The organism is Streptomyces sp. NPDC059785 (genome assembly GCF_042732375.1).
Taxonomy (GTDB): Bacteria; Actinomycetota; Actinomycetes; order Streptomycetales; family Streptomycetaceae; genus Streptomyces.
This window is the reverse complement of the sequence record NZ_JBHWHV010000027.1, coordinates 78,576-92,283: the sequence shown is the minus strand read 5'-3', so window position 1 is coordinate 92,283 and position 13,708 is coordinate 78,576. Positions and strand designations below refer to the sequence as shown.

Here is a 13,708-nt window from a genome sequence, read left to right as displayed (position 1 = left end):
GCACGACCCTCCTCCCGACTTGCAGCAGGCCTCGATCCAAGAGGTCCTCACATGCTTCGACGCCTACGCTCGGCTCCGCAGGTCCCGCGAGAGCGTTCTGGCCACCTTCCGTGTTGATCCGCGCGAGGAAGAACGCGCCTTCAACGCTCTTCAGCAAGCCGTCTCACGGCTTCGTGCGGTCGCCGAAGGCCGTCAGGAGAAGAGAAGAGCCGGCGGCTGATCTCCTCGCACTCAGTCCTCCGGCACGATGTCGATCGCCCCGCTCGGGCACCAGCTGCGCACAGCCCGCACCCTTTGCAGTGATCGAGGTCGATGGAGATGTCCTTTCCGGGGCCGAGCACGACCACGTTCAGGTCGCGCAACCGCTCCCAGACCCGGTGCAGCCGGCCCTCCGCCTCCGTACGGCTGCCGTCGCGCATACGCCGCCTCCTCACCACGTCGGCGACCGGTGTCCCGGCCGGCCGGGACCGGCGGGGGCGTGCCCGCCGGAGGGAGCACAGTGCTCACGGGCACGCGGCCGACATCCCGGTGCAGCCACCGCCTCTCCCAGAGCGGTCCCCTGAGCGCAGTGTTCCTGGCAGTGACCGCTGGGCTGCCTTACACATCTGCGCCTGATTCCAGCGTCCTTCGCCCAGACCGCCGGGTGAAGGACTCGACGGCCCCCGTCACGAGGCGAGCGGCCCTTGCGCGCACCGCGATCGGTGTCGCGGTCCCGGGGGCGTAACCACCGAGGCGCGTCGGCCGCGGACCGGTGATCAGCAGATGCGGGGAAGCAGTTCGCCCAGCGGCAGGTCCACCACGCGCCGCGCGCCGACCAGGGTGCGCAGTACGACCCGGCCCGCCGGTCCGTGATCCGGTACCTCGCCGATTCGTACCGCGTCCGCGCCCTCGGAGCACGAACGCATCGCGGTGAGCGCGGTGTCCGCCGTCCGCGGGGCGACGAAGGCGGTCAGGCAGCCTTCGTTGGCGATGGTGAGGGGGTCGAGGCCGAGCAGATCGCAGGCCGCGGCGACCGGCTCCGGTACGGGCAGGGCGTTCTCGTCGATCTCGACGGCGACGGCCGAGTCACGGGCGATCTCGTTCAGGGCGGCGGCCAGCCCGCCGCGGGTCGGATCGCGCAGCGCGTGCACGTCCTCGCCGAGCGGCGCCAGGGCCCGTACGAGGCGGTGCAGGGGCCGGGTGTCCGAGGCGATGCCGCCGGTGAAACCGAGACCTTCGCGGGTGGACAGCACGGCGGTGCCGTGCAGCCCCACAGGGCCGGAGAGCAGGACCGCGTCCCCCGGGCGGGCGCGTGCGGCGGACGGCCGCAGCGTGGGGTGGCGCCGCCCGACACCGGTCGTGTTGACGAAGAGCTTGTCCACCGCGCCGCGGCCCACGACCTTCGTGTCGCCGGTGATGACCGGGACCCCGGCGTCGCGTGCGGACCTGCCCAGCGACCGGAGTACCGAGCGTAGTTCGGTCAGTGGCAGTCCTTCCTCCACGATGAGGGCGACGGACAGGGCCAGCGGCCATGCGCCCCGCATGGCCAGGTCGTTGACCGTGCCGTGCACCGCCAGGGAGCCGATGTCGCCGCCGGGGAAGAACAGCGGGCTGACGACGAAGCTGTCCGTGCTGACCACCAGGTCCGGCTGTCCGGGGAGTGGCGCGGCGTCCTCCAGCGGACCACCGCGGCCGTCCAGGGCCGGCAGGACGAGCGTGTCCAGGAGTTCGGCGGTCAGCCGCCCGCCGGCGCCGTGACCGAGGAGCACGACGTCGTCTTCATGATGCGGTGCGGGGCACTCCGCCGTCATGGCACCGGCACCTGCCTCGTCCGCCCGGTGCGGCCGGCGGCGTGGAAGGCGGCACAGGCGCCCTCGGCCGAAACCATCGGTGCGCCCAGTGGATGCCGCGGTGTGCAGCGGGTGCCGTAGGCCGAGCAGTCGGTCGGCAGCAGGGCGCCGGTCAGCACGGAACCGGCGACGCACTCGGGATCCTCGGCCGGCCGCAGGCCGCCCACGTCGAAACGGCGGGACGCGTCGAACCGCGCGTAGGCGTCGTCGAGTTCCAGGCCGCTGCCGGGCAGCGTGCCGATGCCGCGCCAGGCCCGGTCGGTGACGCGGAACACCGCGCGGATCGCGTCCTGCGCCCGGGTGTTGCCCGAGCGGCGTACCGCCCGCACGTACTGGTTCTCGACCTCGTGGCGACCCTGCTCCAGTTGCGCGACGGCCATGAGGATGCCCTCCAGCAGATCCAGCGGCTCGAACCCGGTCACGACGACGGGCACGCGGCGGTCTGCCGCGATCGGCTCGTACTCCCGCCAGCCCATCACCGCGCAGACGTGTCCGGCCGCGAGGAAGGCCTGCACCTCGCAGCCGGGGTCGTCCAGCAGGGCCGTCATGGCGGGTGGCACGAGGACGTGGCTGACCAGGACGGAGAAGTTCGTCAGACCGAGCCGGGCGGCGTGCAGCACCGCCATGGCGTTCGCCGGAGCGGTGGTCTCGAATCCGACGGCGAGGAAGACGACCTCGCTCTCGGGCCGGTCCCGGGCGATACGGACCGCGTCCATCGGCGTGTAGACCACCCGCACGTCCGCGCCGCGCGCCCGCAGGGACAGCAGGTCCGTGTCCGTGCCGGGCACCCGCAGCATGTCCCCGAAGCTGGTGAACACCACCTCCGGGCGGGCGGCGATGGCCATCGCCCTGTCCAGCGTCTCCAGCGGGGTGACGCACACCGGGCAGCCCGGCCCGTGGATCATGCGGATGCCCGCGGGCAGCAACTCGTCGATGCCCTGCCGGACCAGGGTGTGCGTCTGCCCGCCGCAGACCTCCATGATCCGCCAGGGTCGCGTCGCCGTGCGCCGCAGCTCGCCGAGGAGCCGCCGGGCGAGCGCCGGGTCGCGGTACTCGTCGAGGTACTTCACCGCGGACCGCTGAGGTGCGGGCCGCTCACGAGGTCGGGCCGGACGTCGACGACGCCCTCCACGGCGCGCACGAGGCGGGCGGCGACCGGGACCAGGGAGGTGTCGCGGATGCGGCCGGTGAGCGTGACCACGCCGTCGCTGACCTCGACCACGATGGGTTCCACGGGGGCGGGGAAGACGTGGGCCACGACTTCCTCGCGTACCTCCTCGGCGATCTCCTCGTCCGGCCGCAGGAAGACCTTCAGCAGGTCGGCCCGGCTGACCAGGCCTTCGAGCAGGCCCGCGTCGCTGACGACGGGCAGCCGCTTGACCTTGCGCCGGGCCATGATCCTGGCCGCCTGGGCGAGGGCGGCTCCCGCGTGGACGGTGACGGCCGGGGCGCTCATCAGGTCCTCGGCGGTCAGAGCGCCCGCCTTGGCCAGGTCGGACAGGTGGTGGAGCTGCGTGAACCGGTCGGGATCGCTGTCGCGGAACTCCTCCTTGTGCAGCAGGTCGGCCTCGGAGACGACGCCGACGACCCGGCCCTCGCCCTCCAGGACGGGCAGGGCGCTGACCTTCCACTGCCCCATGAGCTGGACGATCTCCTTGAACGGGGCCTCGCGGCCCACGGCCACGACGGTGTGCGTCATGACGTCGCTCACGATGTGCGGACTGCTGTGCACGGCTCCTCCTCGGGGTGCGCGGTGTGATCGAAGGGCTGGAGTGTGATCGGGGGCCGGGGTGTCAGGCGCGGTCGACGGTGAGGTCCAGGAAGTGCGTGGAGCAAGAGATGCACGGGTCGTGGTTGCGGATGGCCCGCTCGCACAGGCGGGTCAGCTCCTCGTCACTCGCGTCGTGTTCGGTGATCGCGCGCTGGGCGGTGCGGGCCAGGTCCTCCTCGATGGCCCCCTGGTTCTGCGCGGTCGGCGGGACGATGTCGGCCTCGGTGACGCTGCCGTCCGCGTCCAGCGCGTAGCGGTGGTAAAGCAGTCCGCGGGGCGCTTCGGTGGCACCGTGGCCCGTCCCGGCGCGGGGCGGCACCTCGGCGTACGGGTGCGGAGGGGGCTCGTAGGCGTCGATGATCCGCAGTGCTTCGTCGATGGCGTACACGATCTCGACGGCCCGTACCAGGATCGAGCGGTAGGGGTTGCGGCACACCGCGCCGCTCGCCGGATCGCCGAGACCGGCCTCGCGCGCCGCCTGGAGAGCCGTGGGGGACAGATGCGGGCCGCTCAGCGCGAACCGGGCCAGCGGGCCGGTGAGATGGCGCCGCCCGTCGAGCCGGGAGTGCAGCGCCGTGGAGTGCGGCATCTGCTCCTCGCGGACGCGGCGCGGGAAGTCGCGCAGCTCGAAGGCGTCACGCCTGCCGTCGGAGCGCAGTACGGCCGGCGTCCCGTGTTCGACGGCGTACGTGTCCGGCGCCGCCAGGGCCAGGAAGTCGGCGTCGACGGCGGCCTCGGGGAAGTCGAAGCCCGCCGTCCAGCGCACCGTCTGCCAGGCGTCCTCGGCGGCGCGGCGCAGCCGTTCGGCCAGGGGGTGGAGTTCGTCGGCCTCGGGTGCCCGGTAGAAGCCGCCCACGCGGACGTTGACCGGATGCACGGCGCGCCCGCCGAGGAGTTCCAGGAGTGCGTTGCCGGCCTGCTTGAGCCTGAGCCCCCGCTCCACCACGTCGCGCCGGGTGCGGGCCAGTTCGATCGCGCTCGCGCAGCCCAGGAAGTCCGGTGCGTGCAGGAGGTAGAGGTGCAGGGCGTGGCTCTCGATCCACTCGCCGCAGTACAGCAGCCTGCGCAGCTCCCGGATCCGGTGGTCGACGGTGACACCGCAGGCGTCCTCGACGGCCGCGCAGGCGCTCATCTGGTACGCCACCGGGCAGATCCCGCACACCCGCGCGGTGATGTCGGGCGGTTCCGTGTGGGCGCGCCCGCGCAGGAACGCCTCGAAGAAGCGCGGCGGTTCGTAGATCCGCAGCCGGGCCTCCTCCACGACGCCGTCGCGGACGCGCAGGTGCAGCGCTCCCTCGCCCTCGACACGGGCGAGGGAGCCGACGCGCAGGACACGGGATCCCCGGTGGGTCACGGCCGCAACTCCTCGTCGAAGGGCAGGGCGTTGAACGTGTGCAGGAAGCGTTCGGTGTCGCGCTCGTCCATGCCGTCCCGGCGCAGCAGCGGAATGAGCGCGGGCAGGTCGGTCGAGCCCGAAGGGCCGAAGCAGCCGTAGCAGCCGCGCCCGTACGCCGGGCAGATGGCGCCGCATCCGGCATGCGTGACCGGGCCGAGGCAGGGGGTGCCGTGCGCCACGGTGACGCAGACGGTGCCGCCGCGTTTGCACGCGAAGCAGACGCTGTGGTCCGGCACATCGGGTTTCCGCCCGGCCAGGAACGCGGTGATCACCTCAAGGAGCTGGCCGCGGTCGATGGGACAGCCGCGCAGCTCGAAGTCGACGTCCACGTGCGCGGACACGGGCGTGGACGTGGCGAGGGAGTCGATGTAGTCGGGGCGGGCGTAGACGGTGCGGCGGAATTCGTCCACGTCGGCGAAGTTGCGCAGCGCCTGGACACCTCCGGCGGTGGCGCAGGCGCCGATGGTCACCAGGAAGCGTGAGCAGCCGCGTATCTCGCGGATGCGCCGGGCGTCGGCCGCCGTGGTGACGGACCCCTCGACGAGTGTCAGGTCGTACGGGCCCGGTCGCGTGTCGCTGGACGCCTCCAGGAAGTGGGCGACGTCGATCCGCCCGGCGAGGGCGAGGAGTTCGTCCTCGCAGTCCAGGAGCGTGAGCTGGCAGCCGTCGCAGGACGCCAGCTTGAACACGGCGAGGGTGGGGGTGGTCATGTCACAGCTCCCGTACGCTCATCAGGGGTTCCGCACGGTCCCAGCCGATGACCGGGCCGTCGCGGCACAGCAGGACACCGCCCAGCTGGCAGTGGCCGCAGTGCCCGGTGGCGCAGCGCATGTTGCGTTCCAGCGAGACCCGGATCCGGTGGGGCGGCACGCCGCGGTGGCACAGGTCACGGGCGGTCACCCGGATCATCACCTCCGGGCCGCAGACGTACGCCGCCGTGTCGCGGGCGTCGAACGGCGCGCCGTTCAGCAGGGTGGTGACGACTCCGACCGCCCCGCGCCAGCCGGCCGCCGGGCGGTCGACGGTCACCGCGCAGTGCACCGGGCCGGGCGCCGCCGCCCAGGTGCGGAGCTGACCGGTGTAGAGCAGATCATCCGGGGTGCGCGCGCCGATCAGTACGTTCAGCCGCCCGTAGCGGTGCGGTGCCGCCAGCACGTCGAGGATCAGCGGGCGCAGTGGCGCCAGACCGATGCCGCCCGCGACCACGACGACATCCCGCCCGCGCGCCCGCTGGAGATCCCAGCCGGTACCGAAGGGACCGCGCACGCCCACCTGGTCACCCGGGCCGAGGGCGCACAGCGCGGCCGAGACCGCGCCCACCGAACGGACGGTGTGGACCAGTTCGGGTCCGTCGGCGCGGGAGACCGAGACGGGTATCTCGCCGACGCCGAAGGCGTACAGCATCGCGAACTGCCCGGGGGCGAAGGGCACGAGCGCGGCCGGTCCCGCCGGTGCGAGCCCGAGCGTGACCGTGTCGGACGTCTCGCGGCGGGCCCGGGTCACCCGGTAGGGCAGGGGGACGCGGTTCATGTCCGGCTGCCGCTGCCGTAGGGGGCGTACAGGTCGAGCAGCCGGACGCGGGTCGCGTGCAGCCGGTGGGCGACCACACCGCCGACCCACGCCGCGACCGCGCGCCCGAACTCGGCATCGTCGGCGCACAACGACCGCACGGCCGTCGCGTCGAACTGGTGGGCCCGCACCGGGGTCATGGCCTCGGCGCCCAGCTGCCACAGGTACGGCGGGAAGTGCCAGGACCAGCCGATCAGTTCGCCGTGTCCCAGCGACTCGACGACGGCGGCGCGGCGGCCGGGCACATGCAGATCGAGGGCGACGGTGCCGGTCCGCACGATCCAGAAGCGGTCGGCCCGGCGCCCCTCCTCGAACAGCCGGCTGCCGATGTCGAAGCGGACCTCGCGGGCGAGCCGCATCAGTCGCTCCCGGTGCCGTTCCGACAGGGCCGACAGGGTGGTGACAGCGGTCATCGCTCCGATTCCTTTCGCTGGGGCCCTCCGGACCGCTCCTGTTCCCGCAGCCGGGCCGCGAGTTCGTCGTGGAGGGCCGAGGCTTCCTCCGTGATGTCGATGCCGACCGGGCACCACGTGACGCAGCGCCCGCAGCCCACGCAGCCCGAGGTGCCGAACTGCTCGTACCAGGTGGAGAGTTTGTGGGTGAGCCACTGCCAGTAGCGGCCGCGGGCCGAGGCGCGCACGGGGCCGCCGTGCAGATACGAGAAGTCCAGGTCGAAGCAGGAGTCCCAGCGCTGCCACCGCTCGGCGTGATCACCGGTGAGGTCGGTGACCTCCTCGGTGGTGGTGCAGAAGCAGGTGGGGCACACCATGGTGCAGTTGCCGCAGGTCAGACAGCGGGCGGCGACGTCGTCCCAGCGCTCGGCGTCAAGGCTGTCACCCATCAGGGCGCGCAGGTCCACCTCGGGCATCGCCCGGCCCATCCGCTCCCGTGCGGCGTCCACCGCCGAGCGGGCCACGGATCGCGTCCATGCGTCGGCCGGCCGGTGCGGGACACGGGCGAGGACCTCCTCGCCCGCCTCGCTGCCGGTACGGACGAGAAAGCGGTGGCCCAGGTCGTCGGCGACCTCGGTCAGCGCGAGATCGAAACCCGCGTCGGCGGCCGGGCCGCCGCCCATGGAGACACAGAAACAGGTCGCTCCCGGCTCGGTGCACTCCGCGGCTATCAGGAACGCTCCCACCCGCCGCTCCTGATAGCCGCTGTCCTGGTAATGGCCGCCGGCCAGCACCCGGTCCTGGACCGCGATCGCGCGCAGATCGCAGGGCCGCACACCGAGGAAGGCGTACGACGGCCGCTCGGCCGGCGCCGCGGTCACCGACAGGGCCCCGTCGGCCGTGCGGTCGGCGTCCCAGATCTTCTCGCGCTGCGGGTGCAGGAACGCCTTCCACGACTGCGGGCCCGAGGTGTGTGCGAAGGCCGCGCCGTCCGCCCGGGGCACCAGCCGGTAGCGGCCCGCCTCGACACGGCTGCCCCAGCCGAAGGGCAGCCGGTCGGCACCGTCGAGCTCGGCCAGGACCACCGCGCCGTCCCGCACGGTCGGGCCGACGACCGTGCGTCCGGCGGCGATCAGCGTCTTGACCAGGGCGTCCAGTCCGTCGCGATCGAGGACGGCGGTCGCGGGGCTGTCGGTCATCGTTGCCCTCCCAGATGCCGGTGGGGCCTGTGCTGGCGGGGCCTGCCGCACCCAGCGTCCGACCGGGAGGCTCGCGGCACCATGGGCCGTCCGGTCCCCTCAGGAGCCTCTTTCGGCCCGGGCCGGTTCGCCGGCGAGGCCGGCGCACCAGGCGTCGATGGTTCGCCGGTCGTGGTGGTCACCGAACGGCCGCCCATGAGACGGGACACGAGGCATTGAGGCGAAGGGCAGTTGCGTACGCGTGATCACTGGGGTCGGGGCGCAGGCGCGGGCGCTCACGCCTCCAGCACCGTCTCGATCTCGGGTGGCCGGCGGAGCGTGTTGTGCACGGTGCAGTGCGAGGCCACGGCGAGAAGGGCCCTGCGGCTCTGCTCGGACAGTCCGGGAGGCGGTGTGACGGTGAGGCGGACGGACCGGACGCGGGTCGGCCGGTCGGAGGCCATCTCGAACTCGGCACGCACACGCAGCCCGTCGCGCTCCCGATGGTGACGGGCGAGATAGCTGCCGGCGTAGAAGGCGACACAGGTGGCCAGGGAGGCGGCGAACAGTTCGACGGGCGTGGGAGCGGTGTCGGTGCCGCCCGCTCCCGTCGGCTGGTCCACCACGAGGCGGTGTCCGCGCACTTCGGCGGTGTACGCGTCCCCGTGCAGGTGGGCCACCTGGAGAACGTGGACGGCGGCACCCGACGGAGGAGAGCTGGTGCTGCGCGGTGCTGTGCCGGTCATGGCGCACCTCCTGGGACGACGTCTGCTGACGATTTCCAGTGGAGTGCGGGCGACACGGCGGGGACAGGGGCCGAACGGGGCGCAGACCGTGCCGTTCGGCCTTCTGGCGCGCCGGTGACCGGCCTGCCCGGCACCGTCAACGGCGGCGACGTGCGGTCGGCCCGGCGCACGCGGTCTCCTGGCGGCACCCCGTCGGGTAACGCGGGAGTCCAGGCGCCCGGGCCCGTACGGGTGAGGGAGTCGGCCGGCCGCGCGGCCTCGGCGGCTCGGACCAGCCCGGCGAGGCGCCGGCGTTCGTGACAGAACTCCACGGTGCGTAGCTCCGCGCCCTCGGCCTCGGTTTGTCCGCGCAGCGCATCGACCAACTGCCGGGGCAGCTCGGAGGGCAAGAACGGACCGCGGTGCGTGTGCCGGGAGTGGATGGCGCGGAGCATGAGTTCGTCGTCGGGGTCCGGCCGGGCGTACGGCCCCCAGGTGACCCGCGCGAGGTGGGTGGGGACCGACGGGGAGGGAAAGGCTCGCACGAGGGGTGTGAAGCCGAGATGGCGCATCGCGAGCCGCGCGTTGAACAGTGCGGCGCCGCAGCTGATGACCAGCTCCCGGCCGTCCGGATCGGTGAGCCGAGGACGGCGCGCGGGGTCCGCGTAGAGGTCGAGTGCCGTGTCGCGGCTGACGAACAGCCACGGTTGTGAATTGCCGGGCGACGGCGCGGCGATGGCCGCGCGGACCAGGTAGGCGGCCGGGCGGCCGAACGGTGCGCGGGTCGCGTCCATGGCAGATACCGCCGATCGCCGTCGCGGGCCGTGCGGCGTCGCCGCTTGCCCTGCACCTTCATGATCGATCCGTGTCGCCCGTGCGCGGGAGGGGCCGACCGTCCCCCGCGGCAGGCTATGAGGACTACTACGGGTGCGGAGCTCACGGCGGAACGGTCGTGGAGTGGTCGCCGTGGACGCACAGGGGCAAGACCGTCGGTGTACGCGCGAGCATGGTCTTGGCCACAACCCGTGCCCCCCAGGGCCTGATGGTCCCGGGTGAGGGCCTGACAGCCCCTCGCCCGGGAGGCGGTCCCGGGACGACGCTGGTAGCGGAGGAGAACCCGGTTACGGAGGTGTGCGTCATGCTTCCCTTCGTCGTGGTCGGTGTCGACGGCTCGGCCGAGAGTCTGGCGGCCGTCGGCTGGGCGGCTCGCGAGGCCGCCCGCCGTGAGCGGGTACTGCGGCTCCTGCACGTACGGAACTGGCATCCCCGTCAGACCGAGGGCGAGGGCGAGGGCGCGGCCGGGCGGCATCTGGCGTGGCGCGTCCTGCGGCAGGCCGAGCAGCATGTGCACGACGTGCGCCCCGACGTCCGTCTGGACATCGAGCAGGTGGCCGGTCCGGCCACCGCGGCCCTGCTGAAGCAGGCGGGACAGGCCGAGTTGCTGGCGCTGGGATCCCGGGGCCTGGGTGGGCTCACCAGTTATCTCGTGGGGTCGGTCGCCGCCGGTGTGGTGGCGAGGGCGACCCGCCCGGTCGTTCTCGTGCGGGCTGACCAGGAGAGGCACGACGGGCCGCCGCCGGTGGACGACGCGGGCACCCGAACACCTGCCGGACCGCGCGACGTGGTGCTCGGGATGGACATCGGCGAAGCGTGCGACGCGGTCGTCGAGTTCGCCTTCGAAGCGGCACGGGTACGCGACGCGCGCCTGAACATCGTCCATGCCTGGCGGGCTCCCCGGCTCTCTCCGGGCCCCGGAGAGATCGGTCTGCTCGACGCGGCGCAGTGCGCCGAGGAGTGGCGCGGCTTCCTCTCGGCGCTCCTCCGGCCGTGGCGGGAGAAGTACCCCGGAGTGCGGGTGCTGGAGACAGTGGTGGAGGACAGGCCCTCCCGGGCTGTCGTACGGGCCGCGGCCGGTGCCGCACTCCTGGTCGTCGGACACCGGCTGCCCGAACGGCCGGCGGGACCGCGCACCGGCCGTGTCACCCACGCCGCGATCCACCACGCCGGCTGCCCCGTCGCCGTAGTGCCCCACGCCTGACGGCTGCGGACCGCGTGCGGAAGAGGATTCTTCCGGCGGCGGACGACCCATCGCACGACACAAGAAGACCGAGGAGGTGACGGCCATGATTCCGAGGCCAGTCGTGGCCGGTCTGGACGGTTCGCGGGAAAGCCTCGCCGCGGTCCACTGGGCGGCCAGGGAAGCGCTGCGTCGGCAACTGCCCCTGCGGCTCGTCCACGCCTGGGAAGGACTGCCGCCCGACGCCGACGAGGACCGGCCCGAGCGGCGGGCGCCGCAGTACTACGCACGCCGGACACTGCGCAAAGCGGTCGATCAGCTCAGCGAACGGTATCCGCAGCTCTACCTCGCCGCCGAACAGGTACGCAGGCCACCCGGCGCGGCGCTGCTCGCCGAGGCCGGGAACGCCGAGCTGCTGGTGATCGGCAGTCAGGGACTGAGTGGTGTCGGGGGGTTCCTCACGGGATCGGTCGCTTCGGCCACCGCGGCGCACGTCGAGCGGCCGGTCGTTCTCGTACGGGCGGGGGAGACGGAGGAGGACGAACACCTGCCGGACGCGTCGGGCAAGCCGTCGACGGGTACGCCCTGCCGTGACGTGGCGGTGGCCGTGGACCCCGGGGGAGCGTGCGACGACGTCCTGGAGTTCGCCTTCAGGGCCGCCGAGCTGCGGCACGCACCGCTGCGCGTCGTGCGTGCCTGGCACGTACCGTTGAGCCAGGGCCTGGCGGACCCCGGGGAACGGGCACGGTTCAGGCTGGAGGCCGAGCACGAGCTCGCGACGTCCGTCGATCCCTGGCGGCGCAAGTTCCCCGGCGTGTACGTCACGGAGACCCTGCACGAGAGTCGTGCGACGCATGTGCTGGTACGTGCCGTGCAGGGAGCGGGCCTGCTGGTCATCGGCCGGCGCCGGAGGCACGGCCCGGTCGGCCCGCACACCGGCCCGGTCGCCCACGCGCTGATCCACCACGTCGGCCGTCCGGTCGTCCTGGTGCCGCACGAGTGACGGTGCGTGCCCGGCCACCGCCGGGACGGCGTCCCGCCGTTTCCGTGCTCACCGGCACGGCGGCGGGCGCCGCCTTCGGGAGCCGCCCGGCTCGGCAGCGAACCGGCCGTCGCTTCACCTGTCCCGGTGTCCGTCCGCCTCCGGCTGCTCCAGGTGCGAGGCGAGGACGGCGGCCTGGACCCGGCGCTGCACGCCCAGCTTGGCCAGCAGGCGTGAGATGTGGTTCTTGACGGTCTTCTCGGACAGGTAGAGCCTCTTGCCGATCTCACGGTTGGTCAGTCCGTCGCCGATCAGGGCCAGGATGTCCCGCTCGCGCGGGGACAGGCCCGCCAGCTCGTCCGGCACGGCCGGGACCTCGGCGGGATCCGCGCGCAGGGACTTCATCAGCCGGGCCGTGGTCGCGGGGTCCAGCATCGACTGGCCCGAGGCCACCGTGCGTACCGCCGTGACGAGGTCGGAGCCCTTGATCTGCTTGAGGACGTAGCCGGAGGCACCGGCCATGATCGCGTCGAGCAGGGCGTCCTCGTCGTCGAACGAGGTGAGCATCAGGCACGCGAGCTCCGGCATCCGACTGCGCAAGTCCCGGCACACCGAGATGCCGTCGCCGTCCGGCAGCCGCACGTCGAGGACGGCGACGTCGGGACGGAGCGCCGGGCCCCGGGCGAGCGCGTGGTCCACGGTGCCGGCGTCGCCGATCACCGTGATGTCCGGTTCGGCGTCGAGCAGATCGGCCAGGCCCCGGCGGACGACCTCGTGGTCGTCCAGCAGGAACACGCGGATCGGCTGCTGCTCGCTGTACATGCGTGACTCTGGCATCGTGCCCCCTCGTTCCCCGGCGAAAGACGGACCGCGAGTCGTCCCGACACCGATCATCACGTGTCCGGGCCGCTTGGGCCAGGGCCGAGCGGCCCCACTCCGCCCGTTGGTGGTGGAGAAGCGGCCCGCCGGGACCAACAGCTCGCGGAACAGGGGCCGTTGGGCCCCATGCCCGCAGACCTTCGGCATCCGGTACCGCGCTGCGCACGGGTCGAGAGTGAAGCCCGTAAGGCAACGACACCACTGTCCCGAAGGGAACCAAGACCATGGCCGTGCACGAGCACCCCGACCGCAGTTCCGGCTTCCACCTGCCCTCGTTCCGCAGGAACCGAACCGCCGCCGCGGCCGGGCCCGAGGTGGCGGTGGGCACCGGCACGCACACCGTACGGGCGTACGCGTTCGCCTCCCTGCGGCTGCTCACCGGGTTCGTCTTCCTCTGGGCGTTCCTCGACAAGACCTTCGGCTTCGGCTACGCCACACCGTCCGGCAAGGGCTGGATCGACGGCGGATCGCCGACCAAGGGCTTCCTCGGCTCCGTGGCCGTCGGGCCGATGGAGTCCACCTTCCACTCCTGGGCCGGTGACCCGTGGGCGGACTGGCTCTTCATGCTCGGCCTGCTCGGCATCGGCCTCGCCCTCGTCGCGGGCGTGGCGCTGCGGTTCGCCGCCGTCGCGGGCACCCTGATGATGGCGCTGATGTGGATCGCCGAGTGGCCTCCGGCCAAGCACCTCCCGGACGGTTCGCCGAGCATGTCGACGAACCCGTTCGTCGACTACCACGTCATCTACGCCGTCGCACTGATCGTCGTGGCGGCTGCCGCGGCCGGCGACACCCTGGGGCTCGGCAGGATCTGGGCCGGGCTTCCGCTCGTCCGTCGCAGCCGCTGGCTGCGGTGACGCGCGAGAGACGCGACGGGCCCTGCGAGGGTCCGTCGCGCCGGGCCGTGCGCGGAGGGTCGGCCGGACCCGACACGGGACCAGTGGCCCCTGCACAGGCACCCCCCACCGGCACG

Annotated in this window: 14 protein-coding genes; 3 read left to right on the top strand and 11 right to left on the bottom strand. The window is 73.0% G+C overall.

The window, feature by feature from the left end; translation table 11 throughout:
• Window positions 1-755: 755 nt before the first annotated feature.
• The 10 genes from hypE to ACFV6E_RS21415 all read right to left on the bottom strand — a co-directional run bounded on the left by hypE (window position 756) and on the right by ACFV6E_RS21415 (window position 9,654).
• Window positions 756-1,790: a hydrogenase expression/formation protein HypE gene (gene hypE, locus ACFV6E_RS21460; RefSeq protein WP_385164333.1), complete on the bottom strand. Its 1,035-nt coding sequence runs from the start codon at window positions 1,788-1,790 to the stop codon at window positions 756-758.
• Window positions 1,787-2,899, bottom strand: coding sequence for a hydrogenase formation protein HypD (gene hypD / locus ACFV6E_RS21455; RefSeq protein ID WP_385164336.1), 1,113 nt, complete (start codon window positions 2,897-2,899; stop codon window positions 1,787-1,789). Before hypD ends, hypE begins: the two co-directional genes overlap by 4 nt.
• Window positions 2,896-3,561, bottom strand: coding sequence for a CBS domain-containing protein (locus tag ACFV6E_RS21450; protein WP_385164339.1), 666 nt, complete (start codon window positions 3,559-3,561; stop codon window positions 2,896-2,898). Before ACFV6E_RS21450 ends, hypD begins: the two co-directional genes overlap by 4 nt.
• 61 nt (window positions 3,562-3,622) lie before the next feature.
• Complete coding sequence (locus ACFV6E_RS21445; RefSeq protein WP_385164341.1) at window positions 3,623-4,954, bottom strand: Ni/Fe hydrogenase subunit alpha; 1,332 nt, start codon at window positions 4,952-4,954, stop codon at window positions 3,623-3,625.
• Window positions 4,951-5,706 carry an oxidoreductase gene (locus ACFV6E_RS21440; RefSeq protein ID WP_385463633.1) on the bottom strand — a complete coding sequence of 252 codons (756 nt, stop codon included), beginning with the start codon at window positions 5,704-5,706 and terminating at the stop codon, window positions 4,951-4,953. Before ACFV6E_RS21440 ends, ACFV6E_RS21445 begins: the two co-directional genes overlap by 4 nt.
• Before the next feature lies 1 nt (window position 5,707).
• Entirely contained in the window at window positions 5,708-6,526 is an 819-nt protein-coding gene (locus ACFV6E_RS21435) for an FAD/NAD(P)-binding protein (RefSeq protein ID WP_385463631.1), read from the bottom strand.
• Window positions 6,523-6,978, bottom strand: a complete 456-nt coding sequence (locus tag ACFV6E_RS21430; protein WP_385164349.1) for a cyclic nucleotide-binding domain-containing protein — start codon at window positions 6,976-6,978, stop codon at window positions 6,523-6,525. The genes ACFV6E_RS21435 and ACFV6E_RS21430 overlap by 4 nt, the downstream gene beginning before the upstream one ends.
• On the bottom strand, window positions 6,975-8,156 hold the full coding sequence (locus tag ACFV6E_RS21425) for a 4Fe-4S dicluster domain-containing protein (protein WP_385463629.1): 1,182 nt from the start codon (window positions 8,154-8,156) through the stop codon (window positions 6,975-6,977). The genes ACFV6E_RS21430 and ACFV6E_RS21425 overlap by 4 nt, the downstream gene beginning before the upstream one ends.
• A 275-nt stretch (window positions 8,157-8,431) precedes the next feature.
• Window positions 8,432-8,881, bottom strand: a complete 450-nt coding sequence (locus ACFV6E_RS21420) for an OsmC family protein (RefSeq protein ID WP_385463626.1) — start codon at window positions 8,879-8,881, stop codon at window positions 8,432-8,434.
• Window positions 8,878-9,654, bottom strand: a complete 777-nt coding sequence (locus ACFV6E_RS21415; protein ID WP_385463624.1) for a hypothetical protein — start codon at window positions 9,652-9,654, stop codon at window positions 8,878-8,880. Before ACFV6E_RS21415 ends, ACFV6E_RS21420 begins: the two co-directional genes overlap by 4 nt.
• Before the next feature lie 344 nt (window positions 9,655-9,998).
• On the opposite strand from ACFV6E_RS21415, the gene ACFV6E_RS21410 reads away from it, so the two are divergent.
• Together ACFV6E_RS21410 and ACFV6E_RS21405 are read left to right on the top strand one after the other, a co-directional pair.
• A complete protein-coding gene (locus ACFV6E_RS21410; protein ID WP_385463622.1) occupies window positions 9,999-10,898 on the top strand; it encodes a universal stress protein in 900 nt (299 codons plus the stop codon).
• A gap of 85 nt (window positions 10,899-10,983) precedes the next feature.
• A complete protein-coding gene (locus ACFV6E_RS21405) occupies window positions 10,984-11,880 on the top strand; it encodes a universal stress protein (protein ID WP_385463619.1) in 897 nt (298 codons plus the stop codon).
• Between the two features lie 114 nt (window positions 11,881-11,994).
• Here ACFV6E_RS21405 and ACFV6E_RS21400 read toward each other — a convergent pair whose 3' ends face one another.
• Window positions 11,995-12,696: a response regulator gene (locus ACFV6E_RS21400; protein WP_385463616.1), complete on the bottom strand. Its 702-nt coding sequence runs from the start codon at window positions 12,694-12,696 to the stop codon at window positions 11,995-11,997.
• A gap of 266 nt (window positions 12,697-12,962) precedes the next feature.
• Here ACFV6E_RS21400 and ACFV6E_RS21395 point away from each other — a divergent pair, with 266 nt between their 5' ends.
• Window positions 12,963-13,592, top strand: coding sequence for a hypothetical protein (locus tag ACFV6E_RS21395; RefSeq protein WP_385463613.1), 630 nt, complete (start codon window positions 12,963-12,965; stop codon window positions 13,590-13,592).
• Window positions 13,593-13,708: the final 116 nt, after the last annotated feature.

Excerpts from the sequence above, each read along its gene's own strand:
- hypE (WP_385164333.1), bottom strand. The coding sequence starts at position 1,790 with ATGACGGCGGAGTGCCCCGCACCGCATCATGAAGACGACGTCGTGCTC.
- ACFV6E_RS21440 (WP_385463633.1), bottom strand. The coding sequence starts at position 5,706 with ATGACCACCCCCACCCTCGCCGTGTTCAAGCTGGCGTCCTGCGACGGC.
- ACFV6E_RS21435 (WP_385463631.1), bottom strand. The coding sequence starts at position 6,526 with ATGAACCGCGTCCCCCTGCCCTACCGGGTGACCCGGGCCCGCCGCGAG.
- ACFV6E_RS21430 (WP_385164349.1), bottom strand. The coding sequence starts at position 6,978 with ATGACCGCTGTCACCACCCTGTCGGCCCTGTCGGAACGGCACCGGGAG.
- ACFV6E_RS21425 (WP_385463629.1), bottom strand. The coding sequence starts at position 8,156 with ATGACCGACAGCCCCGCGACCGCCGTCCTCGATCGCGACGGACTGGAC.
- ACFV6E_RS21420 (WP_385463626.1), bottom strand. The coding sequence starts at position 8,881 with ATGACCGGCACAGCACCGCGCAGCACCAGCTCTCCTCCGTCGGGTGCC.
- ACFV6E_RS21415 (WP_385463624.1), bottom strand. The coding sequence starts at position 9,654 with ATGGACGCGACCCGCGCACCGTTCGGCCGCCCGGCCGCCTACCTGGTC.
- ACFV6E_RS21410 (WP_385463622.1), top strand. The coding sequence starts at position 9,999 with ATGCTTCCCTTCGTCGTGGTCGGTGTCGACGGCTCGGCCGAGAGTCTG.
- ACFV6E_RS21405 (WP_385463619.1), top strand. The coding sequence starts at position 10,984 with ATGATTCCGAGGCCAGTCGTGGCCGGTCTGGACGGTTCGCGGGAAAGC.
- ACFV6E_RS21400 (WP_385463616.1), bottom strand. The coding sequence starts at position 12,696 with ATGCCAGAGTCACGCATGTACAGCGAGCAGCAGCCGATCCGCGTGTTC.
- ACFV6E_RS21395 (WP_385463613.1), top strand. The coding sequence starts at position 12,963 with ATGGCCGTGCACGAGCACCCCGACCGCAGTTCCGGCTTCCACCTGCCC.